The 24,390-nt window shown below is 68.7% G+C and carries 18 protein-coding genes; 12 read left to right on the top strand and 6 right to left on the bottom strand.

Annotated features, from left to right (window positions below):
• The first annotated feature begins 177 nt into the window (after nt 1-177).
• Complete coding sequence (locus tag Pcatena_RS05155; RefSeq protein ID WP_172596382.1) at nt 178-1,548, top strand: Na+/H+ antiporter NhaC family protein; 1,371 nt, start codon at nt 178-180, stop codon at nt 1,546-1,548.
• Here Pcatena_RS05155 and Pcatena_RS05150 read toward each other — a convergent pair.
• The gene (locus Pcatena_RS05150) at nt 1,545-4,241 is read right to left on the bottom strand and encodes an NTP transferase domain-containing protein (protein ID WP_126422250.1); all 2,697 of its coding nucleotides are present in this window, start codon (nt 4,239-4,241) and stop codon (nt 1,545-1,547) included. The genes Pcatena_RS05155 and Pcatena_RS05150 overlap by 4 nt on opposite strands.
• A gap of 73 nt (nt 4,242-4,314) precedes the next feature.
• Nucleotides 4,315-5,880: an amidohydrolase gene (locus tag Pcatena_RS05145; protein ID WP_126422248.1), complete on the bottom strand. Its 1,566-nt coding sequence runs from the start codon at nt 5,878-5,880 to the stop codon at nt 4,315-4,317.
• A gap of 303 nt (nt 5,881-6,183) precedes the next feature.
• Here Pcatena_RS05145 and Pcatena_RS05140 point away from each other — a divergent pair, with 303 nt between their 5' ends.
• From Pcatena_RS05140 to Pcatena_RS05105, 8 genes are all read left to right on the top strand, one after another.
• Nucleotides 6,184-6,531: an Asp23/Gls24 family envelope stress response protein gene (locus Pcatena_RS05140; protein WP_126422246.1), complete on the top strand. Its 348-nt coding sequence runs from the start codon at nt 6,184-6,186 to the stop codon at nt 6,529-6,531.
• A gap of 90 nt (nt 6,532-6,621) precedes the next feature.
• Complete coding sequence (locus Pcatena_RS05135) at nt 6,622-8,292, top strand: DAK2 domain-containing protein (protein WP_126422244.1); 1,671 nt, start codon at nt 6,622-6,624, stop codon at nt 8,290-8,292.
• Nucleotides 8,293-8,307: 15 nt separating this feature from the next.
• Nucleotides 8,308-10,515, top strand: coding sequence for an ATP-dependent DNA helicase RecG (locus Pcatena_RS05130; RefSeq protein ID WP_332835568.1), 2,208 nt, complete (start codon nt 8,308-8,310; stop codon nt 10,513-10,515).
• The gene (rsmD, locus tag Pcatena_RS05125; protein ID WP_126422242.1) at nt 10,512-11,087 is read left to right on the top strand and encodes a 16S rRNA (guanine(966)-N(2))-methyltransferase RsmD; all 576 of its coding nucleotides are present in this window, start codon (nt 10,512-10,514) and stop codon (nt 11,085-11,087) included. Before Pcatena_RS05130 ends, rsmD begins: the two co-directional genes overlap by 4 nt.
• A 15-nt stretch (nt 11,088-11,102) precedes the next feature.
• Entirely contained in the window at nt 11,103-11,621 is a 519-nt protein-coding gene (gene coaD / locus Pcatena_RS05120; RefSeq protein WP_126422240.1) for a pantetheine-phosphate adenylyltransferase, read from the top strand.
• A gap of 108 nt (nt 11,622-11,729) precedes the next feature.
• Nucleotides 11,730-13,535: an ABC transporter ATP-binding protein gene (locus Pcatena_RS05115; protein ID WP_317430696.1), complete on the top strand. Its 1,806-nt coding sequence runs from the start codon at nt 11,730-11,732 to the stop codon at nt 13,533-13,535.
• The gene (locus Pcatena_RS05110; protein ID WP_232619829.1) at nt 13,528-15,360 is read left to right on the top strand and encodes an ABC transporter ATP-binding protein; all 1,833 of its coding nucleotides are present in this window, start codon (nt 13,528-13,530) and stop codon (nt 15,358-15,360) included. Before Pcatena_RS05115 ends, Pcatena_RS05110 begins: the two co-directional genes overlap by 8 nt.
• A 120-nt stretch (nt 15,361-15,480) precedes the next feature.
• Nucleotides 15,481-17,040 carry a C69 family dipeptidase gene (locus Pcatena_RS05105; RefSeq protein WP_126422237.1) on the top strand — a complete coding sequence of 520 codons (1,560 nt, stop codon included), beginning with the start codon at nt 15,481-15,483 and terminating at the stop codon, nt 17,038-17,040.
• A gap of 74 nt (nt 17,041-17,114) precedes the next feature.
• Here the strand turns inward: Pcatena_RS05105 and mnmA are convergent, their stop codons facing one another.
• Genes mnmA through Pcatena_RS05090 form a run of 3 tightly spaced genes read right to left on the bottom strand, consistent with a single transcriptional unit; the run spans nt 17,115 to nt 19,953 of the window.
• Complete coding sequence (gene mnmA / locus Pcatena_RS05100) at nt 17,115-18,194, bottom strand: tRNA 2-thiouridine(34) synthase MnmA (RefSeq protein ID WP_126422235.1); 1,080 nt, start codon at nt 18,192-18,194, stop codon at nt 17,115-17,117.
• Nucleotides 18,191-19,363: a cysteine desulfurase family protein gene (locus Pcatena_RS05095; protein ID WP_126422233.1), complete on the bottom strand. Its 1,173-nt coding sequence runs from the start codon at nt 19,361-19,363 to the stop codon at nt 18,191-18,193. Before Pcatena_RS05095 ends, mnmA begins: the two co-directional genes overlap by 4 nt.
• Nucleotides 19,364-19,368: 5 nt before the next feature.
• Nucleotides 19,369-19,953, bottom strand: a complete 585-nt coding sequence (locus Pcatena_RS05090) for a hydrolase (RefSeq protein ID WP_126422231.1) — start codon at nt 19,951-19,953, stop codon at nt 19,369-19,371.
• Between the two features lie 165 nt (nt 19,954-20,118).
• On the opposite strand from Pcatena_RS05090, the gene Pcatena_RS05085 reads away from it, so the two are divergent.
• On the top strand, nt 20,119-20,544 hold the full coding sequence (locus Pcatena_RS05085; RefSeq protein WP_126422229.1) for an RrF2 family transcriptional regulator: 426 nt from the start codon (nt 20,119-20,121) through the stop codon (nt 20,542-20,544).
• Here the strand turns inward: Pcatena_RS05085 and Pcatena_RS05080 are convergent.
• Nucleotides 20,541-22,007, bottom strand: coding sequence for a cation:proton antiporter (locus Pcatena_RS05080; RefSeq protein WP_172596381.1), 1,467 nt, complete (start codon nt 22,005-22,007; stop codon nt 20,541-20,543). The genes Pcatena_RS05085 and Pcatena_RS05080 overlap by 4 nt on opposite strands.
• A 169-nt stretch (nt 22,008-22,176) precedes the next feature.
• On the opposite strand from Pcatena_RS05080, the gene Pcatena_RS05075 reads away from it, so the two are divergent.
• Nucleotides 22,177-23,613 (top strand): Sapep family Mn(2+)-dependent dipeptidase, encoded by a 1,437-nt coding sequence (locus Pcatena_RS05075; protein WP_126422225.1) that lies wholly within the window; start codon nt 22,177-22,179, stop codon nt 23,611-23,613.
• 13 nt (nt 23,614-23,626) lie between these two features.
• Nucleotides 23,627-24,310, top strand: a complete 684-nt coding sequence (locus Pcatena_RS05070; protein WP_126422223.1) for a YoaK family protein — start codon at nt 23,627-23,629, stop codon at nt 24,308-24,310.
• Nucleotides 24,311-24,390 lie beyond the last annotated feature (80 nt).

Here is a 24,390-nt window from a genome sequence, read left to right as displayed (position 1 = left end):
GGCCTCCCCGGATGGGACCAAACGAACCCGTCCCCTTTGGTTCGAACCCGTCCCCTTTGGCTCCTTTGGTTCCACAAATAATAATTGTGGCAATAACGAATAGTAACAGTTTGAAATCGTGAGACAGAGGGCCGATAGTGCTTTATGCACGTTCGTTCGTCTGGAGGGGCCCGTCTCATGCTTGAGCTCGCTGTGCTTGGTTCGTTCTGTGCGTGCCTCATGGCACTCGTCGCCCTGGGGACGCCCGTGCTCGTGCCGCTCGCGATTGGCTTTCTGCTGTTCTGCGGCTATGGCATCGCCCGCGGCCACTCCGTGCGAGACGTGCTGGGAATGGCGCTCGATGGCATCTCCGGAGCGCGCGGCGTTCTCGAGTCATTCATGCTCATCGGCATCCTCACGGCGCTGTGGCGCGCCGCTGGCACCATCTCGGAGGTCGTGCTGCTCGCCACACCGTTCGTGACGCCCGCCATGGCGCCGCTCGCGGTCTTTCTGCTCACGGGCGCCATGTCGTTTCTCATGGGCACGGCGTTTGGCACGGCCGCCACGATGGGCGTCGTGTGCATGACGATCGCCACTTCGATGGGTGCCAGCTCGCTGCTGTGCGGCGGCGCCGTGCTCGCGGGATCCTACTTTGGCGACCGCTGCTCGCCGATGAGCTCGAGTGCACTGCTCGTGCGCTCCGTCACACATACGACGCTTGGCCAGAACCTCCGCTCCATGATGCGCTCGGCGCTCGTGCCGCTCGCCGTCACGCTTCTCGTCTACGGCCTTGCGGGGCTCGCCCTCGCCCCCGCCGGCGGCGCTGCCGCGTCTGGCACGACCGCGGCGCTCGCCGGCTACTTCGACCAAGGCGTCGTGGCGCTGCTTCCGGTCGTGCCCGTTCTCGTGCTGCCGCTTGCGCGCGTGGGCATGAAGCGCACGATGGTCGCGAGCATCGCCATCGCGGCGCTCGTGAGCGTCCTTGTGCGCGGCGTGGCGCCGGCAGACCTCGTCTGGTCTGCGGTGGCGGGCTACGTGCCCGCCGGCGCCGGCACCGTCGTGCGCTCCCTCATGAGTGGCGGCGGCATCGTGTCCATGCTCAACGCGAGCGCCATCGTCTGTCTGTCCTCGAGCTTCTCGGGCCTGTTCATGGGCACGGGCCTGCTCGACGGCGTCCGTGGGCACGTGGCCGGCCTTGCCGAGCGCGTGACGCCGTTTGCCGCCGTGCTCGCCGTGGCCGTGCCGGCATCGATGATCGCCTGCAACCAGACGCTTGGCACGATGCTCGCAAACGACCTGTGCTCGGGCCTCGAGCCCACGAGCGGCTCGCTCGCCCTCGACCTTGAGGACTCCGCCGTGGTCGTCTCTCCGCTCGTCCCGTGGTCAACGGCGTGCGCGGCCGTCGTGACGATGTGCGGCGCGCCTGAGATGTGCTGGGCTACGGCCGTCTACCTGTGGCTCATCCCGCTGTGGCACCTTGCGGCCACGTTGGCGGCGCGTCATGGCTCGCGCGCCTCACGCGGCGTGGCGCGGCTCGCCCTTGGGCCCCGCGGCGTGGCGACGGCCTAGCCGCGCGGGCGATAGCTCGGGTCTACCTCCTGCAGCTCGGCGAACGAGTCGATCTCGATGATGTGGGAGGGGTCGCACGCGCGCACGTGGACGTCATAGGAGTCGGCGCAGACGCGGCAGGGGACGTCGTCCCAGAAGATCTGGCGGTTGTCGTCCGTGGCCTCAAAGACCGCGGGCAGGTCACGCGCGAGCCTCCTGCCGTCCGCGGCGCTCCAGAACGAGAGGCCCACCATCTGCCAGCAGTCGCGGCCCAGGTCCTTCGCGAGCTTGGTGATGCGCCCCTCCTCGTCTGCCTCGAAGTACCAGTCACGCGTCTCGTTCACATGAAATCCCAGGTAGTTGCTCTGATACTGGTACTTTGAGATATAGCTCGGGTCCGTGAGGTACAGGTCGCTCTCAAAGGCGTACGCCTGCTCGAAGCAGTGGGGGTGCGCCTCAACCGCCGCCACGGCAGACGAGATGTTGTTCGTCTCGTCATAGAGGGGGTTGTCGATGAAGCGGATCTGCGGGTAGCGCTTGAGCAGGATGTCGAACTCCTCGGCGAGGTAGCCACGCACGACGTAGATCTCCTCGATGCCCGCCGCGATGACCGCGTCGAGCAGGCGCTCGATGAAGCGCTTGCCGTGCACGCGCACGAGCGGCTTGGGCGTGTTCACCGTGATGGGCAGCATGCGGCTGCCAAAGCCGGCCGCAAAGAACACGGCCCGCTTGGCCCGGTAGGGCTCGAGGGCCATGAAGCCAGACGTCGTGAGGCCCCAGGCGCGCTTGGGGCCTGCGCCCTCCGCCCTCACGAGCCCCTCGTTTGTGAGCGCGTCAAGGACCGCTTGCCTGTCCGTCCCCGCCTGTCTGGCGTCTCCGGCCTCGACGGCCACGAGCGCGTCGAACTCCGCCCGCGTAAGGGCACGGGTTGCCTTGGCGCTCTCGTCGATCATGGCCTGGGCCGCCGCGCCAAAGCGCTTGGCGGCGTCGTACCAGATGCGCGTCCACTCGCCGACGGGCGAGCCCTTGCACTCCTTGAACAGCGCCCACACGTACCAGTACCAGCCAACGACCGCTACGCAGGCGATGCAGTGGAGGCGCTCCTCGGCCGTGGGCGTGCGCCCGAAGTAGAGTGGCAGCACCGCCAGCGCGCGGTCGACGTCGTAGCCCGAGCCCTGCGCCACGAAGTTACCAAAGTCGCAGCCGTAGTCGCCCATGGCGGCGTACTCCCAGTCGATGAGGCAGATGTCATCGCCGTGGACGAGCAGGTTGGGGCCGTAGAAGTCGTTGTGGCACAGCACGGGACGCCCCGCGCCGGCGCGCATGGGGCCCACGAGCCGCGCTATCTGCTCCTCGCGCTGCTCGAAGTCGTCCGGCAGGGGCCAGCCCTCGTCGCGCAGCAGGCCCACGATCTTTCTCGACTCGTCGTAGAAGTCGAACCGCCACGGGCTCGTGACGCCGCAACGATGCAGCCTGCGGGCGATGGAGAGGGCCTGGGCAACCTGGTGCTCGTCGTCGTAGTCAAACTCGGTGCAGTCCGAGATGTAGCGGCTGATCTTCCAGCCGCTCTCGTAGTCCTCGTAGACGAATGACGTGTCGAGCCCGAGCCGCGAGGCCACCTTGAGCGCGTACGTCTCGGCCTCGCGGTTCACGATCTGCTCCGTGCCGGCGCCGGGGTGGCGGTAGACGTAGCGCTGGCCCTTGCACGAGAACAGCACGGACAGGTTCGTGAGGCCCGAGTCGAGCGGGCGGACATCGCGGATGTCGTCGCGGGTGCACCCGAGCGTGCGGCAGATGTTGTCGAGGATGGAGGAGTCCACGTTCTCCATGAAGTCGGTGTCGAAGTCGCACAGGTCTCCGAGGAAGTCGAACTCGTGGATGATGCCCTCGTCTATCTTGCGCGCATATATGTGCAGCGTGTCGGCGTGTTCGAGAAGGACCGTCTCCCAGAGCTTGCCGAGCGTCTCGGGCAGGTCGTACTCCTCTGCCAGCACCCGCACGTAGTCACGCGCGAGCGCCTCGTCGAGGTAGGCCGGCCCGTCCATGCGCCACGCCTCGCGCAGCTCCTTCTTCGCGGCGACGACGAGCCCGCCCGCGCCCAGCTCGAAGGCCTGCTTGGCGTCCTTGCCGGACGTGTGGACGGCCGTGCAGCAGGAGCGATACTCATAGGCGTGGAAGAGGTTCTCGTCGTAGTACTGGTCGGAGGGACACACATAGGTGTTGCCGAGGAACTCGCGCGCGGCGAACAGCGAGGCGTGGTTGTTGCGCGTGACGTACTCGTTCGTCTGCACGAGGTGGACCCCGAGCATGTCCTCCAGGTAGTAGAAGCTCTCCTTCATGGGGCCGACGACGACGTGGATGTCCTCGACGCCCGCCTCGCGGAGCTGCCGGATGAGCCGCTCGATGAGCACCTCGCCGCGCACGCGGAACAGCGCCTTGGGGCGCTCGAACGACAGGGGGACGAACCTCCTGCCCATGCCGGCGGCGAGGACGATCGCCCCACGCACGCGGTGGGGCGCCAGCGCGGCCCGACCGGCCTCGGTGATCGCGATGTCGCCGTCCCGGCCGGTCACGAGGCCCCCGTCGAGCAGCTCGTGCACCGCCTTGTTCGTGGAGCCGAGCGACACGCCCGCCGCCTGCGCGAGCCGGCGCTGGGAGGGCTCGGGCGCGCTGGCGAGGGTGACGAGTACGTCGAACTGTGCCTTTGTGAGCATGGGAGGTCCTTGGTCTTGGTGGGTGGGGCTGTGGCGGTGCCGCGGCGCGCGCGGGCGGCCGCCCGCCTTGCGTCTAGCGTCCGCCGCGTGCGAGCATGCCGCGCGTGACGGCGGCCACGACGCCCTGGTGCTGCGGCTCGTAGGGCCGGCCGCCGAGGATGAGGCCCTCGACGTGCAGGTTGCCAAGGCCGGCGGGCCCCACCTCGTAGGGATTTGCGGACAGGATCGCCATGTCGGCGAGCTTGCCCGCCTCCAGAGACCCGCGGTCGCGCTCGTCGAAGGTGGCCCAGGCGCCGTTGTAGGTGCACATGCGCAGGGCCTCGCGCACGGTGAGCGACTCGGCGGGGTTCGAGTGGTTGCAGGCGCGCTGCATCCACAGGATGGGGTCGGGGTCGGTGCAGGGCGCGTCCGAGCCCGCCGAGAGCACGATGCCGCGGTCCCACATCGTTCGCAGCGGGTTCAGGCGGCTGGCGCGCTTAGGCCCGAGGACGCGCTCGAGGTAGGAGTCGGGCTCCTGCGGCCAGTCGATGAAAGACGTCTGCATGGGCAGCTGGATGTGGTAGCGCTCGCAGATGTCGAGGCCCTCGGTCGTGGGCAGGCAGGCGTGGATGATGCCGTGGCGGTGGTCGTTGCGGGGAAAGTCGTCAAGCGCGGCGGCCAGCGCGCGGCACGCCTGGTCGAAGGCCGCGTCGCCGATGGCGTGCATCTCGATCTGCAGGCCCGCGCGGTTCGCGGTGCGGCAGAAGTCGATGACCTGCTCGTCCGTGTAGTAGAGCACGCCGGAGTCGTCCGCGCCCTCGTAGGGGGCGAGCAGCGCGGCGTCCGTGGAGCCAAAGCAGCCGTCGAGCGCGCACGCGAAGCACCCTCCGATGCGCGGCAGGTGGCGACGCGTGGCCACGCGCACGTCCATGGACTGGGGGAACACGCGGATCTGGAACCCGCTCTGGGCGCTTCTCGCGAGCCAGGTCTCGAGCGATATGTCGAGGTTGCCGGCAAACCCGACGCCGGAGACGTCGTGGACCATGCCGATGCCACGGCTCGCGAGGTAGTCCATGGCGTGCTGGATGTTGCCCACGAGCTCGGGGATCGAGAGCGACCCGGTGATGAAGTCTGAGACGGCGAAGAACGCCTCCTGGTTCATCTCGCCCGACTCGGGGTGATAGCCGCGGAGCTTGGAGACCTTGCCCTCGACCTTCTCGAGAAGCTTGGAGTTGACCACGCAGGCGTGGCCGTCGTACTTCACGAGCATGAGCGGTCGGTCGGGGCAGGCGCGGTCGAGCTCTGAGCGGCTCACGAGACGGCCCTCGGCCACGGAGTGGGGCGAGGCGCCGAACGCGATGAGCGTGGCCGCGTCGCTTGCGCCCGCGAACGCGCGGACCATCTCGCAGATCTGGGCGTTGCTGCGCGCGTCCATGACGTTGAGGCCGGCGTTGAACGTGGCGAAGCTCGCGAGGTGCTCGTGCGTGTCCACGAAGCTCGGGCACAGCGCGCGCCCACCCAGCCGCTCGAGCGGCTCGCCCGCGAAGCGCCCGGGCAGCTCGCTGCCCACGTAGGCGATGCGCCCGCCGTCCTCCACGAGGTAGCGTGCCACCTCGTCGTGCTCGTTGACCGTGAGGATCGTCCCCTCGTAGACCTTCATCGCGTCTCCCGTCGTGCTCTCCCAGGAAGCCTTAACGGTCGACAGTTTAGGTGTTCATGAATTCATGTGTTGAGAAATCCGTGAACGGTACGGCCTGCGGTGACTGCCGCCCTCGCTGGCCGCGAGGCCCGAGCGAGGGACCCTCGGCCCCGCGCTGTTGACATAACGCGGCGTTATGCAGCGATGTTGTTGAGATGGCGTGCCGTGCCACGTGTCGTCGCGTGCCTTCGCGCTATACTTCGATGGATATATGAAGTCTCGGAAGCGGCGGCGTGACCCGTCGCTCTGTGAGAGGAGAGACGCATGGCACAGACCATCCCCGGTACGCTCCGGGTCTCCAATGACGTCATCGCCGACCTCGCCGGCTACGCCGCACTCGAGTGCTACGGCGTCGTGGGCATGGCATACACGGACGCCCAGGACAACATCGTGCGCCTGCTCTCGCTCGGCAGCCTGCGCAAGGGCATCGACGTGAGCACGTGTGAGGGACGCGTCAAGGTTGACCTGCACACGGTGCTCGAGCAGGGCGTCAACATGGCGAGCGTCTCGTGCAACCTCGAGAGCGCCGTCCGCTTCACGCTCAAGGAGGTCGCCGAGATCGACAACGCCGACGTCACGGTTCACGTCGAGGACCTTCGCGCCAACAAGTAGCAGCCCCGATCGCCGACCCGGCCCGCGCCGGGTCGCTGCACGCCCAGGCGCCCCGTCGTGCCTGCCATACGATTTGGAGATTTCTCAGACATGATTGCCAACGTGATTCGCTCGTGCTTCCCCGTGGCCGCCCAGGCCGTCGCCGACAAGTCCGAGGACATCAACAAGCTCAACGTCTTCCCCGTGCCCGACGGTGACACCGGCACGAACATGTCGCTCACGCTCGGCACCGTCGTGCGCGAGGTCGCGGCGCTGCCGGCAGACTCCGACATGGCCGCCGTCGCCAAGGCGATCACCCACGGCTCGCTCATGGGCGCCCGCGGCAACTCCGGCGTCATCACGAGCCAGATCCTGCGCGGCATGGCCGAGGGCCTCGTCGGCGCCCACGACCCCGTGACGGCAGACGACATCGCCGTCGCCTTCCGCAACAGCGTCAAGGTTGCCTTCAAGGCCGTCCGCAAGCCCGTCGAGGGCACGATCCTCACGGTCATCCGCGACATCTCCTCGCGCGCGGACCGCTGCGCCAAGGAGAAGATGGGCGTGCCCGAGATGCTCGAGGCCCTCGTCGTGGAGGCCTACGAGTCCGTGGCCCGCACGCCCGACCTGCTGCCCGTCCTCAAGGAGAACGGCGTCGTTGACTCCGGCGCCTACGGCTTCGCCACGTTCGTCGAGGCCTTCGTGAACGCCGCGCTCGGCAAGGTCGGCGCCGCCATCGACTTCGACACGTCGGTTGCCACGGCCTCCGGCGCCCACAACGCCGCCGACGCCCGCGTGGCCATCGAGCTCAACGACGACTGGGAGGGCTCCGAGTACCGCTACTGCAACGAGTTCCTCTTCAAGGCCGAGGAGGGCTTCGACCCGGACGCCGCGCTCGCGCACCTCGCCACGCTCGGCGACTGCGAGCTCGTCGTGGGCTCCTTCCCGGACTTCAAGGTCCACGTTCACTCCAACGAGCCCAACCGCGTGCTCGAGTACATGCTCAAGTACGGCCAGGTCTATGAGGTCTTCATCCACAACATGGACATGGAGGCCCATGACCGCACGGCTGGCATCGCCGCGGACCAGGCCGCTGCCGCCAAGCCCGCCGAGCCGCGCAAGCAGCTCGGGTTCGTGGCCGTGGCGGCCGGTGACGGCGAGGCGGAGATCCTGAAGTCGCTCGGCGTGGACGTCGTGGTTTCCGGTGGCCAGACGATGAACCCCTCCACGGCCGACATCCTCGACGCCGCCGCCGTGGCCAACGCCGAGAGCGTCATCGTGCTTCCCAACAACGGCAACATCCGCATGGCCGCGGAGGCCGCCGCGAGCGCGAGCGAGGACTTCAAGATCGTCGTCGTTCCCACCAAGACCGTGCCCCAGGCCTTCGCTGCCATGTTCGCCGTCGATGTCGATGCTAGCGCCGAGGACAACGCCGAGGCCATGGTCGAGGCCATCGCCGAGGTGCGTGACGGCGAGGTCACGCACGCCGTGCGCGACTCCCAGGCCGCGGACGGCACGCCCATCCACGACGGCGACATCATGGGCATCGCCGGTGGCGACATCGCCATCGTGGGCTCGGACGTCGAGCAGGTCACGCTCGACCTCATCAACAAGATGCAGGCGGAGCAGGAGGGTGACACCCTCACGATCCTTGCCGGGCAGGACATGGACGATGAGCGCTTCGAGGCCCTGTGCGACCGCATCGAGGACGCCCAGCCCGACCTCGAGGTCGACGCCCACCGTGGTGGCCAGCCGCTCTACCCCGTCATCTTCTCCATCGAGTAGTTGCGTGTATCTCCCGTGACCGAGGTGAGTGGAGCCGGCAAGCGCGGCACCCTTCCAAACATCTGCGAGGCGTCCGTGCGCCTTGCGCGCACGCAGGCGTGGGACGGTGACGTCTCGCGCCTGCGCTTTGCTCGCGGCGCCCGCGCCGAGGCCTTGGGGCGCCTTGACATCTCCTCCGTGCGAGACGCCCTGCAGCACGTGCCTCATCGCTACCTGGACTTCACGAGGATCACGCCCGTGGCTGGTGCCGACGTGGGCGAGCAGGCCACGGTCGTGGGCAGCGTGGACAAGGTGACGCTCAAGCGTCCCCGCCCCCGCCTGCAGATCGTCGAGGTGGCGCTCGTGGACGCCACGGGCGTGCTCATGTGCGCCTTCTTCAAGCAGCCCTGGCTTGCCGAGCAGATCCACGTGGGAGACACGCTTGCCGTCTCCGGCAAGGTGACGTTCGCCTATGGCTTCAAGCAGATGACGCCGCAGTTCCACGAGGTCGTCGCCAAGGCGGGGGAGGGCGCCGCCACCGCGGCGAGCTTTGCGCGCATGCTGCCTGTCCATGGCGCCACGGACGGGCTCTCGCCTGCGTGGATGCGTCGCATCGAGAGCGCCGCGCTCGCGGACTACGGGGACGCCTGCGACTTCATGCCCGCCTCGCTCGTGGCGTCGCGCGAGTTCATGACCGAGGCCCGCGCACTTCGCGAGGCGCACTTCCCAAGCGGTCGCGCGGCTGCAGAGCGCGCGCGGCGCCGCCTCGCCTACGACGAGCTGCTGTGCCTTCAGGCGGCGCTTCTCGCGCGGAGGGCCATCGAGCTTGCGGACGTGGCGCCCCACGAGCACGTCGTTGGTGGGCCGCATGTCTCGGCCCTCCTCGCGGCCCTGCCGTTTGAGCTCACGGCCGAGCAGCGCCAGGCCGCCGACGAGATACTGGCCGACATGGCGGCGCCTGCGCCCATGAACCGGCTGCTCTTGGGAGACGTGGGCACCGGTAAGACGGCAGTGGCGGCCGTGGCGCTCGCCGCCGTGGCAGACTCCGGCTCCCAGGCCGCCGTCATGGCGCCCACCTCCGTGCTCGCGCGTCAGTATGCCGAGAAGCTCGGCCCCGTGCTCGACCGCGCGGGTGTCTCATGGGCTCTCGTCACGGGGTCGACTCCTGTGGCGGAGCGCGGGGCCACGGCGGCGGGGCTTGCGTCCGGCACGCTTTCCGTCTTGTTTGGCACCACGGCCGTTCTCGGCGATGACCTGGCCTTTGACGACCTGTCCCTTGTCGTCGTGGACGAGCAGCACCGCTTTGGCGTGGGGCAGCGCGCCCGCCTGCGCTCCAAGGGCACGGCCCCAGACCAGCTCACGATGACGGCGACGCCCATCCCGCGCACGCTGGCGCTGTCCGTCTACGGCGACCTTGCCTGCTCGCGCATCGCCCAACGCCCGCACGCCGGCGCTGGCGTCACCACGAAGGTCATCACGCCCGAGAACGTCGACCTCGCCCACACGGCCATCGCCGAGGCCGTCGCGGCGGGGCACCAGGCCTACGTCATCTGCCCGCTCGTGGACGACGCCGATGACGGCGCGGGGCTCGACGACGTGCCCGTCTCCGAGCTCGCCCAGACAAGCGCCCGTCCGCACTCCGCCCGGGCCGTCTACGAGCGGCTCCGGGACCGCGTCTTTCGCGGCGTGCGCATGGGCCTCGTGACTGGCCGCATGAGCGCCGCCGAGAAGGACGAGGCCATGGCCGCGTTTCGCGCGGGCGAGGTCAAGGTGCTCGTTTCGACCACGGTCGTGGAGGTGGGCGTGGACGTGCCCAACGCCACGGTCATGATGGTGTGGGACGCCGACCGCTTTGGCCTGGCGACGCTGCACCAGCTCCGTGGCCGCGTGGGCCGCGGCGAGGATGCCGGCACGGTGTTTCTCGTGAGCGCCGCGCGCGGGACGAGCCCGGCACGCAAGCGCCTGCGCGCCCTCGAGAAGACGAGCGACGGCTTTGCCCTGGCGGAGATGGACCTGCGACTGCGCCACGAGGGCGAGGTCCTGGGATATAGGCAGAGCGGCGGCGTGACGCTTCGTCACGTAGACATGATCGCAGACGCCGACCTCGTGGCGGCCGCGCATGAGGACGCGGCGCACCTGGTGGCAAAAGACCCCTCGCTCACGGATGCGCGGCACGCGCCGCTCGCGCGCGAGGTCAGGCGAAGGTTCGGCGCATACTTCAAGGGAGAGAGGGGAGACGCATGAGGATCGTTGGCGGAGAGTGGAAGGGTCATCCCATCGAGGCGCCTGAGGGCCGCGACGTCACGAGGCCCACGACGGACCGCGTGCGCGAGGCGGTCTCGTCCATGCTCATGAGCGCCCGCGGCCTCACGCTCGATGGCGCGAGCGTGCTCGACGCCTTCGCCGGCTCGGGCGCCCTGGGGCTCGAGCTTCTGAGCCGCGGGGCCGCGCACGCGACGTTCGTCGACCTCGACCGCGGCGCCTGCGCGCGCGTGCGCCGCAATGCCGCCACGCTGGGGGCCGCAAGCTCGCGCTTCTCGGTCACGAGGGGAGACTCGTGCCGTCTGGCGGCCGCGGGCTCGCTTGCGGGCGCGCCGTTTGACATCGTGGTGCTCGACCCGCCGTACGCCACGGCCGTGGACGTCGTCTCTGGCCTCGTCGAGGCGCTGGACGCAAGCGGGCTTCTCGCCGCGGGCGCGCTCGTGCTCTACGAGCGCAGCGCGAGCAGGCCCACGATCTGCCCGTCTGGGTTTGTGGCGCTCAAGCAGAAGCGCTATGGTCAGACGGCCGTCGACCTTCTCGGCAGACAGGGCTAGGGCTTGGAGGCCTTTGTGGAGCACACCGATCGCGTTGAGCATGTCGTCGTCCCCGGCACGTTCGACCCCATAACCTATGGTCACATCGACGTCGTGCGCCGCGCCCGCCGCATCGCGGGACGCGTGACCGTGGCCGTTGCCGCGAGCCTGGGCAAGAACGGCACGGGCCCCGCGCTCACGCTGGACGAGCGCGTGGAGCTGGCCCGCCAGGCGCTTGCCGACGAGGGCGTGAGCGAGGGCGTGGACGTCCGTCCGCTCACCGGCCTTCTCGTGGACTTCTGCCACGAGGTGGGCGCGGGCGCGGTCGTGAAGGGCCTGCGTGCCATGACGGACTTCGAGTACGAGCTGCAGCAGGCGGACCTCAACTTCCGCCTCGCGCCAGACGTGGAGAGCATCTTCGTCATGAGCAACCCCGCCTACGGCTACGTCTCGAGCTCCATCGTCCGCGAGCTCGCCGGCCTCGGCGCCGACGTCTCCATGCTCGTGCCGCCATGCGTCGTGAAAAAGCTCCGCGAGCACTTCTTGACCGCATAGCTCTCAGGGTCGCGAGCGCTGCAAATGAGACACTTTTGGCCTCCATGAGGGGTGTAATCTGTCTCGAATGCAGCTCTCGCGGTTTCTTATCCCAAGGAAGGAGCCAAAGTGAGCGAGACCACCATCGAACAGGAGCTTCGCCGCGAGGCCCGCGAGGGCGCCGGTGCGTCGTGGCGGGCCTCGATCGCGCTTCTCGGGCAGCTCGTCTCGCCCTATCGGGGGCTTGCCGCGGCCACGTTCGTGGCCATGCTGTTTGACCTCTCGGGCATGCTGCTCATCCCCACGCAGCTCTCGGCCATGATCAACACGGCGGTCACCACGCAGGACGCCAACGAGTTCCTCGCCCACGGCGCGCTTATGCTCGCCGCGGCGCTCGTGGGCTCGTTTGGCTACATCGCCTCGACGTGGCTCGCGAGCCGCCTGTGCGCCAATGTGGGGCGAGACCTTCGCATGCGCGTCTACCGCGCCTCGCTTGCCTTCTCGGCCGCGGACTTCAACCGCTTTGGCACGGGGTCGATGATCACGCGCACGCTGTCGGACGCCAACGTGGTGCAGCAGACGCTGCTCATGACCGTGCTCATGATTCTCCCCGTGCCCATCATGTGCGCCATCTCGGTGGGGCTGGCGTTCTCCACGGACTTCGTCATGGGCTGGGTGCTGCTCGCGGTCACGCTCGTGACGCTCTCCATCTCGCTTGTGGCCATCCGCGGCACGGCGCCCGTGTTCACGCGCCTGCAGGGCTTCATCGACGCGATGAACGCCCGCCTGCGCGAGGCCATCACGGGCGTGCGCGTCGTGCGTGCGTTCGGGCGCGAGGAGCTCACCCGCGAGCGTCTTGACGAGACATTTGACGCCTACGCGAGAAACGCCATCCGCGTGAACTACGTCTTCGCCACGACAGACCTCATGACGTTCTTCCTCATGAACGGCGTCGAGTCGCTCACCATGTGGCTGGGTGCCAACCGCGTGGGCGCCCACGCCATGCAGATCGGCTCCATCTCGGCCCTCATCGAGTACGCCATGCTCATCATGTTCTTCATGATGATGGCCCAGTTCGCGATGCTCTCCGTTCCGCGTGCGCTTGCCTGCCTCGGACGCGCGGCCGAGGTCCTCGCCGTGCGCCCCGAGGTGTCCGATGCCGAGCGCTGCGTGGAGCCGGACCTCTCCTCGGGAGTCGTGGCCCGCTTTGACCACGCGTCGCTTCGCTACGCGGACGCCGACGAGGACACCCTGCGCAACCTTGACTTCTCCGTCCGCCGCGGGCAGGTGTGCGCCATCATCGGCAACACCGGCTCGGGCAAGTCCACCGTGGCCAAGATGCTGCTGCGCTTCTGTGACGCCACGGAGGGGCGCGTGCTGCTTGGCGACGCCGACGTTCGCGACGTGTCCCAGCAGACGCTGCGCGAGCACGTTGCCTACGTGCCCCAGAAGGCGTGGCTGTTCAGCGGCACGATTGCCGAGAACCTCCGTCACGGTCGTGCCGAGGCCACCGACGAGGAGCTGTGGCACGCGCTCGACGTGGCGCAGGCCGGCTTCGTGCGCGAGCTTCCCGACGGACTGGGCGCCCGCGTGGCCCAGGGCGGCACGAACTTCTCGGGAGGGCAGCGCCAACGCCTCGCCATCGCGCGCGCCCTCGTGCGCCATGCGGACCTCTACGTGTTCGACGACTCGTTCTCCGCGCTCGACTTCAAGACCGACGCGGCGCTTCGCCACGCGCTCGCGCCCGAGCTGGCGCGTGCCGCCACGCTCATCATCGCCCAGCGCGTGAGCACGATTCGCGAGGCGGACCAGATCGTGGTGCTCAAGGACGGGCAGATCGTAGGCCTGGGCGGCCACGACGAGCTCATGGGGACGTGCGAGACCTACCGCGCCATCGCTCAGTCCCAGGCCAGGAAGGAGGCCAGCCGTGGCTAGCGACAACGACCAGCCCGAGTACCAGGCGCCCGAGACCGCCGAGGAGCTCGAGGTGCCAAAGAACGCGCTCGCGACCATCGCGAGGCTGTGGGACGCCATGGTCGGCCTTCGCTGGCGCATCGTGGCGTGCACGGTGTCGGCCGTGCTCTACGTTGTGGCCACGCTGGCCGCCGTGGGCTTCAGCGCGAGCGTCATAGACATGCTGTGGGCAAAGATCCAGGCGAGCTTCGCCTCGGGCGAGCCGTTCGTGCTCACGCTCGAGAACGGCGGCGCGCGCGTGCTGACGTTCCTCGGCATCTGGACGGCCGCCTGGGCGTTCTACTCGTTCAACGACCTCGTCATGGCGAGCTTTGCCGAGCGCCTGAACCTGCGCCTGCGCGAGCGGATCTCTGCCAAGCTCGCGCGCCTGCCACTGTCCTACTTCGACGCCCACCAGCCCGGCGACACGATAAGCCGTGCCACGAACGACCTGGACAAGGTGTCTGAGGTCCTGCAGCGCGGCGTGCTGCAACTGCTCACGAGCGTCATGACCGTGGTGGGGGCCGTGCTCATCATGCTTACGGTGGACGTGCGCCTCGCATGCATCTTCCTGGCGTTCGCGGCGGTCGCGCTCGCCGTGACCAAGGTGTTCGCCACGCGCACGCTTAAGGCGGCAACGGCCCGGCAGGCGTCGCTCGGCGCGCTCACGGGGCGTGTCGAGGAGGCCTACAGCGGCCGCGCCGTCATCAAGGCGTTCGGCCGTGACGAGGCGAGCGCGGGCGAGGTGCTTGCGGCCGCGCAGAGCCTTGCGGACTCCTCGGCCTCCTCTGACTTCCTCACGAACGCCGTGGGGCCGGCGATTCGCTTCGTCATGCGGCTGTGCCAGGTCACGATCGCGGTGCTCGCCGGTCAGATGCTCATCGCCGGCCAGCTTTCGGTTGGCGTGTTCCAGGCGTTCTTCCAGTACGTGACGCAGGCGTCCGAGCCGCTCACGCAGCTGGGCCTCACGGTCAACATGCTGCAGGGGGCCCTCGCCGCCGCCGAGCGCGTGTTCGCCCTGCTCGACGAGCCCGAGGTCGAGGCGGACCCGGCCGAAGTGCTCGCGCCCGTCGAACCCGTGCGCGGTCGCGTGGCCTTCGAGCACGTGCGCTTTGGCTACAGCGCGGACAAGCCGCTCATGCGAGACGTCTCGCTCGTGGCCGAGCCGGGCCAGAAGGTGGCCATCGTGGGCGCCACGGGCGCTGGCAAGACCACGCTCATCAACCTGCTCATGCGCTTCTACGAGGTCGATGGCGGCCGCATCACGCTTGACGGCGTCGACACGAGAAGGATGCGCGCGCAAGTCCTCCGACGTGAGTTTGGCATGGTCCTGCAGGACGCGTGGCTGTTCGAGGGTACGATTGCCGAGAACATCGCCTACGGGCGCCCCGACGCCACGCGCGACGAGGTCGTTGAGGCCGCCAGGGCGGCGCACGTGGACTACTTCATCCGCACCCTGCCGCACGGCTATGACACCGTGCTCGCCAACGATGCGGACGCGGTGAGCGCCGGCCAGCGCCAGCTGCTCACGATCGCGCGCGCCATGCTCTGCGACCCGTCCATACTCATCCTGGACGAGGCCACCTCGAGCGTGGACACGCGCACCGAGCAGGCCATCGTCCACGCCATGGAGACGCTCATGGCCGGTCGCACGAGCTTCGTCATCGCGCATCGCCTCTCCACGATCGTGGACGCGGATCTCATCCTCGTCATGGACCGGGGCACCATCGTGGAGCAGGGCACCCACGACGAGCTCATGGCGGCGGGCGGCGCCTACGCTGAGCTCTACCTGAGCCAGTTCGCCTAGGAACCAAAGGGGACGGGTTCATTTGGTCCCTCTTCCCCAGGGCGGCCAGGGACGGGACCAAGCGAACCCGTCCCCTTTGGTGCTACCCTTCATTGCGGACACAACCGCAAGGAGGAGCACATGCCCTGCACCACCATTCTCATTGGCAAGAAGGCCAGCTACGACGGCTCCACGATCGTGGCGCGCAACGAGGACTCGGGAAACGGCAGCTTCGAGAGCAAGCGCCTCGTCGTCGTGGCGCCCGAGGACCAGCCGCGCCACTATCGCTCGGTCATCTCGCACGTACAGATCGACCTGCCCGACAACCCGCAGCGCTACACGGCCGTTCCCAACGCCAACCTCTCCCAGGGCATCTGGGGCGAGGCCGGCTTCAACGAGAGCCAGGTTGCGATGAGCGCCACCGAGACGCTCACCACCAACGAGCGCGTGCTCGGCGCAGACCCGCTCGTCGAGCGCATCCCCGCCAGCGGCGCCGAGGGCGAGGAAGACTACCAGCCCGAGGTCGCTGGCGGCATAGGCGAGGAGGACTTCCTCACCATCGTCTTGCCCTACATCCACACGGCTCGCGAGGGCGTGGCTCGCCTCGGTGAGCTTCTCGAGCGCTATGGCACGTACGAGATGAACGGCACGGCCTTCTCGGACGCCGATGAGATCTGGTGGATGGAGACCGTGGGCGGACACCACTGGATCGCCCGCCGCGTGCCCGACGAGGCCTACGTCACGATGCCCAACCAGCTTGGCATCGACGAGTTCGACCTCGACGACGCCTTTGGCGAGCAACGCGACTGCATGTGCTCTGCAGACCTGCGCGAGTGGATGGCCGCCAACCACCTCGACCTCACGCTCTCCGACGCCGACCTGGGCCTGGACACCTGCGAGGCCGCTACGGCCGCGGCAGACGGCGTTCACGTGTGCTTCAACCCGCGCGAGGCGTTCGGCTCGCACTCCGAGCGCGACCACGTCTACAACACGTGCCGCGCCTGGGCCATGCAGCGCGCGCTCAACCCCTCCGACTTCTGGGACGGCCCGGACGCCGACCACACGCCCGAGAGCGACGACATCCCCTGGTGCCGCGTGCCCGAGCGCAGGCTCACGATCGAGGACGTCAAGGACGTGCTCTCCAACCACTACGAGGGCACGCCGTTCGACCCCTACGGCTCCAAGGGCTCCTCGGCCGACGCGCACCGCTTCCGTCCCATCGGCATCAACCGCAACTGCCAGCTCGCCGTGCTGCAGATTCGTCCCTACGCGCCCGCCGCATGCCGCTGCGTGCAGTGGATGGCGATGGGCTCCAACGCGTTCAACACGCTCGCGCCCTTCTACGGCCTCGTGAGTGACATGCCCGCCTACCTGCGCGACACGACCGACCACGTGACCACCGACAGCTTCTACTGGGCCAACCGCATCGTGGCCGCCGTCGCGGACCCGCACTTTGGCGACAACATAAACGCGATCGACAACTACCGCGAGCGCACGATGGCCTATGGGCACCGCGTGCTTCGCGAGACGGACGCCGAGGTCGCGGCGCTGCCCGAGGGCGACGACGTGACGCTCGTGCTGGAGGCCGCCAACGAGCGCATCGCCACCGAGCTGCGCGAGCAGACCGACAAGCTCCTCTCGAAGGTCCTCTACACCTCGAGCATGCTCATGAGAAACGGCTTCTCGCTCTCCGACCACTAACCGCCGGCCGCGGTCGCGAGTCATCGTGGCGTCCCAAAGGGCCCCATTCCCTTTGGGACGCCCTCTTTGTGCCGCTACTCCACGCTCTCGATCGTGCCACCGCCGAGGACCTCGTCGCCGTCGTAGAGGACCGCTGCCTGTCCCGGCGTGATGGCACGCTGGGCGTCGTCGAACTCGAGGCGGACGCGCCCGTCTGGCAGCGGCGTGGCGACGCAGGGCTGGTCGGGCTGGTGGTAGCGCACCTTGGCGGCCGCCCGCAGCCTGACCTCGGGCGCCGCACCCGCCACCCAGTTCCAGTCGCGGGCCACGAGCGAGCGCGCCATGAGGCGCTCGGGGCCTCCGAGCGTCACGGTGTTGGCCACGGTGTCGATGGCGCAGACGTAGACGGGTCGCGCGCAGGCCACGCCCAGCCCCTTGCGCTGGCCGAGCGTGTAGCGAAGCGCGCCCTCGTGGCGCCCGATGACGTTGCCGTCCGTGTCGAGGATGTCGCCGGCCGGTGCCACCCTTCCCGTGCGCTGCTCGATGAAGCGCAGGTGGTTGCCGCCGGGCACGAAGCAGATGCCCTCCGAGTCCCTCTTGTGTGCGCTCGTGAGCCCCAGGCGCTCCGCGATGGCGCGCACCTCAGGGTTCTTGTGCAGCCCGCCCAGCGGAAACAGCACGTGGGCGAGGCGCTGCTGGGTGAGCCCGAAGAGGAAGTAGCTCTGGTCCTTGCCAGCGTCCACGCCCTTGAGCAGGTGATACCCCCGCCCGTCATGCTCCACGCGGGCGTAGTGCCCCGTGGCGAGGAAGCCGCACCCCAGCTTAAGCGCGCGGTCGAGCAGCGCGCCGAACTTGAGGTGGCGGTTGCACGCCACGCAGGGGTTGGGCGTGAGTCCCGCCTCGTAGGCGGTCACGAACGGGTCGATGACGTCTCTCTCGAACGCTTCCGTGTAGTCAAAGACATGATGGCGAATGCCCGCGTCCCAGCAGGCCTGGCGCGCGTCGGCGACGTCGTCGGTGCTGCAGCACGTGCGCTCGCCGGGACGGTCGTCCTCGTTCGTGGCGAGGCGCATCGTGGCGCCCACGCACTCGTAGCCCTGCTCCACGAGCAGGCTTGCCACGACGCTCGAGTCCACGCCGCCGCTCATGGCCACGAGCACGCGCCCGCGGCTCATCGGGCGCTCCCGCGCAGACGCTCTGCCACCTGCAAGATCGCGTCCGCCGCCTCGTCGATGCTGCGCTCGTCGTTCTCGGTGGCGTCGATGGAGACGCGCAGATAGGTGCGCGCCACCTCGGACGGCACGCCCATGGCGGCCAGCACGTGGCTGCTCTCCACCGCACCTGCCGCGCAGGCCGAGCCCGCGCTCACACACACGCCCGCCTCATCGAGGAGCACGAGCGCGGACTCGTGGTCCACGCCCTCGAGCGCAAGCGCCACGATGCCGGGCAGGCGCAGCGACGGCTCCTGCGGGCCGAGCACGCGCACGCCGCCCGCCTCCGTCAGCCGCGAGACGAGGCGCGCCCGGAGAGCCTCGACCCTCGACGCGCTGTCCCCAAGCCCCTCGCAGGCCTCTCGAAGCGCGCATGCCATGCCCGCAGCGCCCGCCACGTTCACCGTGCCGGCGCGGTGGCCGCGCTCCTGGGCGCCACCAAGCAGAAGAGGGGCTGGCACCACGCGCTTCGAGCACAGAAGCGCGCCCACCCCTCGCGGTCCGTGGAACTTGTGTGCCGAGACGCTCAACATGTCAAAGCCGTCGCGCGTGAAGTCGATGGGCACATGTCCCGCCGCCTGCACGGCGTCGGTGTGAAACAGGATCGCCCGCTTGCGGCACATGCGGCAGACGTCGCGCACGGGCTGGATGGCGCCCACCTCGTTGTTGGCGTACATGAGCGAGACGAGGCACGTGTCCTCGCGAAGCGCCTCTTTGACGCTGGCCACGCCCACGACGCCCGTCTCGTCTGGTCTCACGAGCGTCACGTCAAAGCCGCCGCCAAAGGGGCCGTCGGCGCTTGCGAGGCGCTCGAGCATGCGCAGCACGCTCGGATGCTCGACGGCGGAGGCCACGATGTGCCTGCGCCCCTCGCGTGCGCCGTAGGCTGCACCCGTGAGCAAGGCCTGGTTGTTTGCCTCGGTCCCGCACGAGACCCACTCCACCTCGCTGGGCCGTGAGCGCAGGCATGCGGCCACCTCGCGCCTGGCCTCCTCGAGCGCGCGCAGGGCGGCGTCTCCGGCGGCATGCTGGCTCGATGGGTTGGCGAAGGCGTCCCCGGCCATGATATGGGCCATGGCGTCCATGGCGGCGGGGCTCGTGCGCGTCGTGGCGGCGTTGTCGAGGTAGACCATCGGCGCTACTCCGCCTCGGCGGCCGGCCCGTGCGGGGCGCTCGGGGCGGTGCGCATCGCCAGGATGGTCTTCTCCATGAGCTCGGGGAGCTCCCAGCCAAGGCGGGCCGCCCCCTGCTCGATGACGTCGCGCGAGCACCCGGCCGCAAAGCGCTTGTCCTTGAACTTCTTCTTGAGCGACTTCACCGTGAGGTCGTCGACGCTTCTGGACGGGCGCATGAGCACGGCCGCGCCGATGAGCCCGGTGAGCTCGTCGACGGCGAACAGCGCGCGCTCGAGGTCGCTCTCGGGCTCGTAGGGCGTGTCCGTGAGCCCCCAGCCATGGCTTGCGCACGCACGCACGATCACCTCGTCGATGCCAGCCTCGCGCATGAGGGCCTCCTCGCGCACGCAGTGCTCCTCGGGCCAGCGCTCGAAGTCAAGGTCGTGCAGGGTGCCCACGACCTGCCAGAGGTCCGCCTCGTCGGCGTGTCCCATGTCCTCGGCAAACCAGCGCAGCGTCTCGCCCACGATGCGGCCGTGGGCGAGGTGGAAGGGGTCTGAGTTGTACTGCTCGAGGAGCTCGTAGGCCTGCTGGGGGGTGGGGATCATGGTGCCTCCTTGATGTGCGTCGGCGCGAGGAGATTCGCCCCGTCGCATTGTTATCGCGTCGTTTTCCCTTTATCCTATAGCAATGATAGGAAATGGATTTGCCTGCAACACGTGCAATGGTACGCCGCCTGCGTTCGCCGTGCCCGCGGGCCTATGGAGGATGCCATGCTCGTTTCCACGAAGGGCCGCTACGCCCTGCGCGTCATGATCGACCTCGCCGAGCACGAGGGGGACGGATTCCTGCCGCTGAGAGACATCGCGGCACGCCAGGCCATCTCGGACAAGTACCTGGAGAGCATCCTCAAGGCCCTCGTGCGCGACCACCTCGTCTCGAGTCTGCGCGGCAAGAATGGCGGCTACAAGCTCGCGCGACCCGCCGGTGACTACACGGTGGGGGAGGTCCTTAGGGCCACGGAGGGGCAGCTGGCGCCCGCGAGTGGCATGGACGAGCCCGAGCGGTTCCGCGCCGAGGAGCCCCGCTGCCACGAGATGTGGGAGCGCCTGGGCGGAATCATCAACGATTACCTGGACGGCATCCGCATCTCAGACCTGTGCGCGACCTCCCTCGCGGGCAACGACTACGTGATCTAGGGACGCCTCGCGTTGCGCTCCCGCCCGCGGCGCCTGCGGATCTCGTCGAGCTCCTCGCGGCTGTGCTCGTTTATCCTCCTCAGGTCCTCGCGGTGGTCGCGGCGTATCTGCTCGGCTTGGGCGAGAAAGTCCGCCGCGGAGAGCCGCACGCCCTGCTCGCGTAGCTGGGCACGCTCGTCATGGAACAGCTGGTCGGCCTCGCGCACGAGCTCGTGGTGCTCGCGGATGACGTCGCGGGCCGTCTCGGGCCGCTCGGCTATCTCGCGGGCAGCCTCGACGGGATGCGCCGCGATCGCCACGCGGGAGACGTTCGTGATCACGGGGATCACGAGCACCGTGAGCGCCCCTGCCGTCACGAGCACGCTCGCCATGGCGTCGCTCATGGCCCCGGCGCCCGTCGCGGCCTCGGTGAGCGCCACGATGAGGGGCAGCGCCATGGTGCAGTACAGGCTCGCGGCGACCTTCTCGCCCGCGGGCATGGGCCTCGTCTCGGGAAACGCCTGCAGGCACATGCCCACGGGCAGTGCGCGCACGAGCAGCAGCAGGCCCACGAACGTGGCGAGCAGCGCCGGGTTGGCGCCCACGGACGCAAAGTCGATTCCCATGGCCGAGTACACGAAGAAAACGGGGATAAACAGGCCGTTGCCCATGACCTCGATCTTGCCGATGAGACGCTGCCCGCTCTCGTCGGGCAGCACGTGGCGCAGGATGAAGCCGGCGGCAAATGCCGCGAGCACGGCGTCGAGGTCCAGCATCGCTGCCAGCGCGAGGAGCCCCACGAGCAGAAGCAGGGTGGTCCTGAGCGTTGCCTGCGAGCTTGTCTCTGCGTTGTTAGAAATCCAGCGCGCGAGCCGTCCGCCCCAGTCCCTCACGCGCTGGCCCTGGATGGCCACGATGACGCACAGGGCGAGAAATCCCAGCAGGACCGCTATGTTTGCGCCCATGGAGCGCCGGGGCGAGAGCATGACGGACATGGCCACCACGGGCAGTAGCTCGCCCATGGCGCCATAGGACTCGATGACCGCCCCCACCGCCGTGCCCGCGAGCTGGCGGTCTCGCACGATGGGGACGAGGGTGCCGTAGGCCGTCGTCGTGAGGGCGATGGCGAACGCCGCCGTGCCGGCGGTGGAGAGCCCGAGGCCAAGCGCGAGGGTGGCGGCGCAGGCAAGCGCCATGCAGACGGCCCAGCAGACGGCCCCGTGGCGCCCCGCGCGCCCCGTGAGCTCGCGCAGGTCGAGCTCGTAGCCGGCGATGAGGAACAGGATGCCCATGCCCAGCCGGCTGAGCAGCGCAAGCCCTGCCGTCTCATGGATGACGCCCAGGCAGTGCGGTCCCATGACGGCTCCCGCCACGACGAAGAACACGACCTCCGGTATGGGCCTGCCCGGGATGAGGCTCGCCGCAAACGACGAGCACACCACCACGGCGAGCATCGCGGCCAGTATCGTGAGCTGTTCTGCCATGTATGTTTCCCCTCTGCCTCGCCCGTCGCGCGGCAACGGCCGGCCCGCCATGGTGACGGACCGACCCCGTCCCCACCTGTCACCTCTCATACCCAAGTTTGGGCGCCGGGGCAATCGGTCGTATCATGGGGCACGTAAAAAAGAGCGAAGCGCTTTGATGGGAGCGACCATGACCGAGAACAACGCCCGGCTCAAGGCAGAGATCGACGAGTTCGTCGAGCGCGTGTGGCCCGAGGTGCTCGATGACATCGAGGCCCTCGTGAGCCACAGGAGCGTCGAGGACCTCAGTGCCGCCGAGGAGAACGCCCCCTGGGGCCCGGGCCCGCGCGAGGCGCTCGACGAGGCCCTGTGCATCGCCAACGTCTGTGGCCTGGAGGCCCACGACTGCGACGGCTACCTCGGCTATGCGGACCTTCCCGGTGCCTCTGACAAGCAGATTGCCACGATCGCCCACGTGGACGTGGTGCCCGAGGGGCCGGGCTGGCACACGGACCCCTACGAGATGGTCCGCCGCGACGGCTGGCTGCTCGGCCGCGGCGTCATCGACGACAAGGGCCCGGCCGTGCTGTCGCTGTACGCGGGCCGCTTCTTTGCCGAGCGCGTCGAGGTCACGGGCGAGCGCCTGCCCTACACCCTGCGTGTGATCCTCGGAGCCAACGAGGAGACGAACATGGGAGACGTCGAGCACTACCTCGCCCACTATCCCGAGCCCGACTTCCTCTTCACGCCAGACGCCGAGTTCCCGGTCTGCTGCGGCGAGAAGGGCCTGTACGGCGCCACGTTCGTCTCCGCGCCCGTCTCCGGCAGCGTGCCCGGCTCCGTCATCGCCTCCATCGAGGGCGGCAGCGCCACGAACGCCATCCCGAGCCTTGCCTCGGCCGTCGTGCGCGCTGACGCCGCAGCTCTCGAGCCCGCGGACGGCATCGAGGTGGAGGCAGCGGGCGAGGGCCTCGCGCGCGTCACGGCGCACGGCGTCGGCGGTCACGCGTCGCTTCCCGCCGGCACGAGAAACGCCATCGGCATGCTGTGCGGCTACCTGCTCGACCATGACCTGTGCTCGGATGGGGAGCGACGCTTCCTCGAGCTCGAGCGCACCATCCATGCCTCCACGGATGGCAGCTCGCTGGGCATCGACGCCACGGATGACGTCTTCGAGCCGCTTACGTGCATCGGCGGCACCGTGGCGCTTCGCGAGGACGGTCGCATCGCCCAGACCGTTGACGCGCGCTACCCCAAGTCCACGACGGCGGAGGCCATCACGGCGCGCCTGGCCGAGGTGGCCGCGGACCACGGCTGCTCGCTCGAGGCGGGCCGTGCCGTCGTGCCGTTCTACGTGAGCCCCGACTCGCCTCAGATCCAGACGCTCGTGCGCTGCTACAACGAGTACACGGGCAAGGACACGAAGCCCTTCACCATCGGCGGCGGCACCTACGCCCGCCACTTCAGGAACGCCGCGAGCTTTGGCCCCGAGGAGCCTGCGATGGCGTGCCCCGAGTGGGTGGGCTCCATGCACGGCCCGGACGAGGGCGCGAGCGAGGCCCAGCTGCGCGAGGCGCTCAAGATCTACATCTACGCCATCAACGAGCTCATGAAGCTCGAGTTCTAGGGGGATTCTCGCTTTGGAAAGAGCCAAGCAGATATCGGAGTCCATCGAGTTGGGCGTGCTGCTCGCATTGGCCGGCGGCTTCATGGACGCCTACTCCTACATCGCCCGAGACGGCGTGTTCGCCAACGCCCAGACGGGCAACATCCTGCTCGTGGGCATCAACCTCTCCGAGGGCGACCTCATGCGTGCGGGCCGCTACTTCTTCCCGGTGCTCGCGTTTGCGCTGGGCATCATGCTCGCCGACCTCATCCACGAGCGCTTCTCGAGCCTGTTCCACTGGCGTCAGCTCACGGTGTTCCTCGAGGCCGCGATCCTTTTGGGCGTGAGCTTCATTCCCGGGACCGCCAACCTTGTGGCGAACTGCCTGACGTCGTTTGCGTGCGGCATGCAGGTGGAGAGCTTCCGCAAGATTCATGGCCACGGCATAGCCACGACCATGTGCATCGGAAACCTGCGCAGCGCGCTCCAGAGCGTGGACGACTACATCATCACCCACAAGAAGGGCTTCCTCGAGAACGGCCTGCTCTACTTTGGCGTCATCCTCACGTTCGTGTGCGGCGCCGTCCTCGGCAACCTCTGCATCGGCTGGATTGGCCTTCATGCGATCGCGGTGGCGTCGGCGTTGCTCGCCGTGTGCTTCCTCATCATGTTCATCGACCGCGAGGGCAAGGTCAAGGGCGTGCGGCGCCTGGGCTAGCGGCAGGGCTGGTGCGCAAGGGAGGGTGCCGGGGACACGTTTCCCGGCGCCCTCCTTTTCTTGTGCGGGCTTTTCTCTGG

The sequence above is a fragment of the Parolsenella catena genome, from assembly GCF_003966955.1.
Lineage (GTDB): Bacteria > Actinomycetota > Coriobacteriia > Coriobacteriales > Atopobiaceae > Parolsenella > Parolsenella catena.
This window is presented reverse-complemented; position numbering and strand designations above follow the sequence as displayed.

What these genes read in the sequence shown, in the direction of transcription:
- Pcatena_RS05140 (WP_126422246.1), top strand. Translation starts at nt 6,184, where the DNA reads ATGGCACAGACCATCCCCGGTACGCTCCGGGTCTCCAATGACGTCATC.
- Pcatena_RS05095 (WP_126422233.1), bottom strand. Translation starts at nt 19,363, where the DNA reads ATGGTCTACCTCGACAACGCCGCCACGACGCGCACGAGCCCCGCCGCC.
- rsmD (WP_126422242.1), top strand. Translation starts at nt 10,512, where the DNA reads ATGAGGATCGTTGGCGGAGAGTGGAAGGGTCATCCCATCGAGGCGCCT.
- Pcatena_RS05135 (WP_126422244.1), top strand. Translation starts at nt 6,622, where the DNA reads ATGATTGCCAACGTGATTCGCTCGTGCTTCCCCGTGGCCGCCCAGGCC.
- Pcatena_RS05090 (WP_126422231.1), bottom strand. Translation starts at nt 19,953, where the DNA reads ATGATCCCCACCCCCCAGCAGGCCTACGAGCTCCTCGAGCAGTACAAC.
- mnmA (WP_126422235.1), bottom strand. Translation starts at nt 18,194, where the DNA reads ATGAGCCGCGGGCGCGTGCTCGTGGCCATGAGCGGCGGCGTGGACTCG.
- Pcatena_RS05145 (WP_126422248.1), bottom strand. Translation starts at nt 5,880, where the DNA reads ATGAAGGTCTACGAGGGGACGATCCTCACGGTCAACGAGCACGACGAG.
- Pcatena_RS05155 (WP_172596382.1), top strand. Translation starts at nt 178, where the DNA reads ATGCTTGAGCTCGCTGTGCTTGGTTCGTTCTGTGCGTGCCTCATGGCA.
- Pcatena_RS05080 (WP_172596381.1), bottom strand. Translation starts at nt 22,007, where the DNA reads ATGGCAGAACAGCTCACGATACTGGCCGCGATGCTCGCCGTGGTGGTG.
- Pcatena_RS05085 (WP_126422229.1), top strand. Translation starts at nt 20,119, where the DNA reads ATGCTCGTTTCCACGAAGGGCCGCTACGCCCTGCGCGTCATGATCGAC.
- Pcatena_RS05105 (WP_126422237.1), top strand. Translation starts at nt 15,481, where the DNA reads ATGCCCTGCACCACCATTCTCATTGGCAAGAAGGCCAGCTACGACGGC.
- Pcatena_RS05075 (WP_126422225.1), top strand. Translation starts at nt 22,177, where the DNA reads ATGACCGAGAACAACGCCCGGCTCAAGGCAGAGATCGACGAGTTCGTC.
- Pcatena_RS05150 (WP_126422250.1), bottom strand. Translation starts at nt 4,241, where the DNA reads ATGCTCACAAAGGCACAGTTCGACGTACTCGTCACCCTCGCCAGCGCG.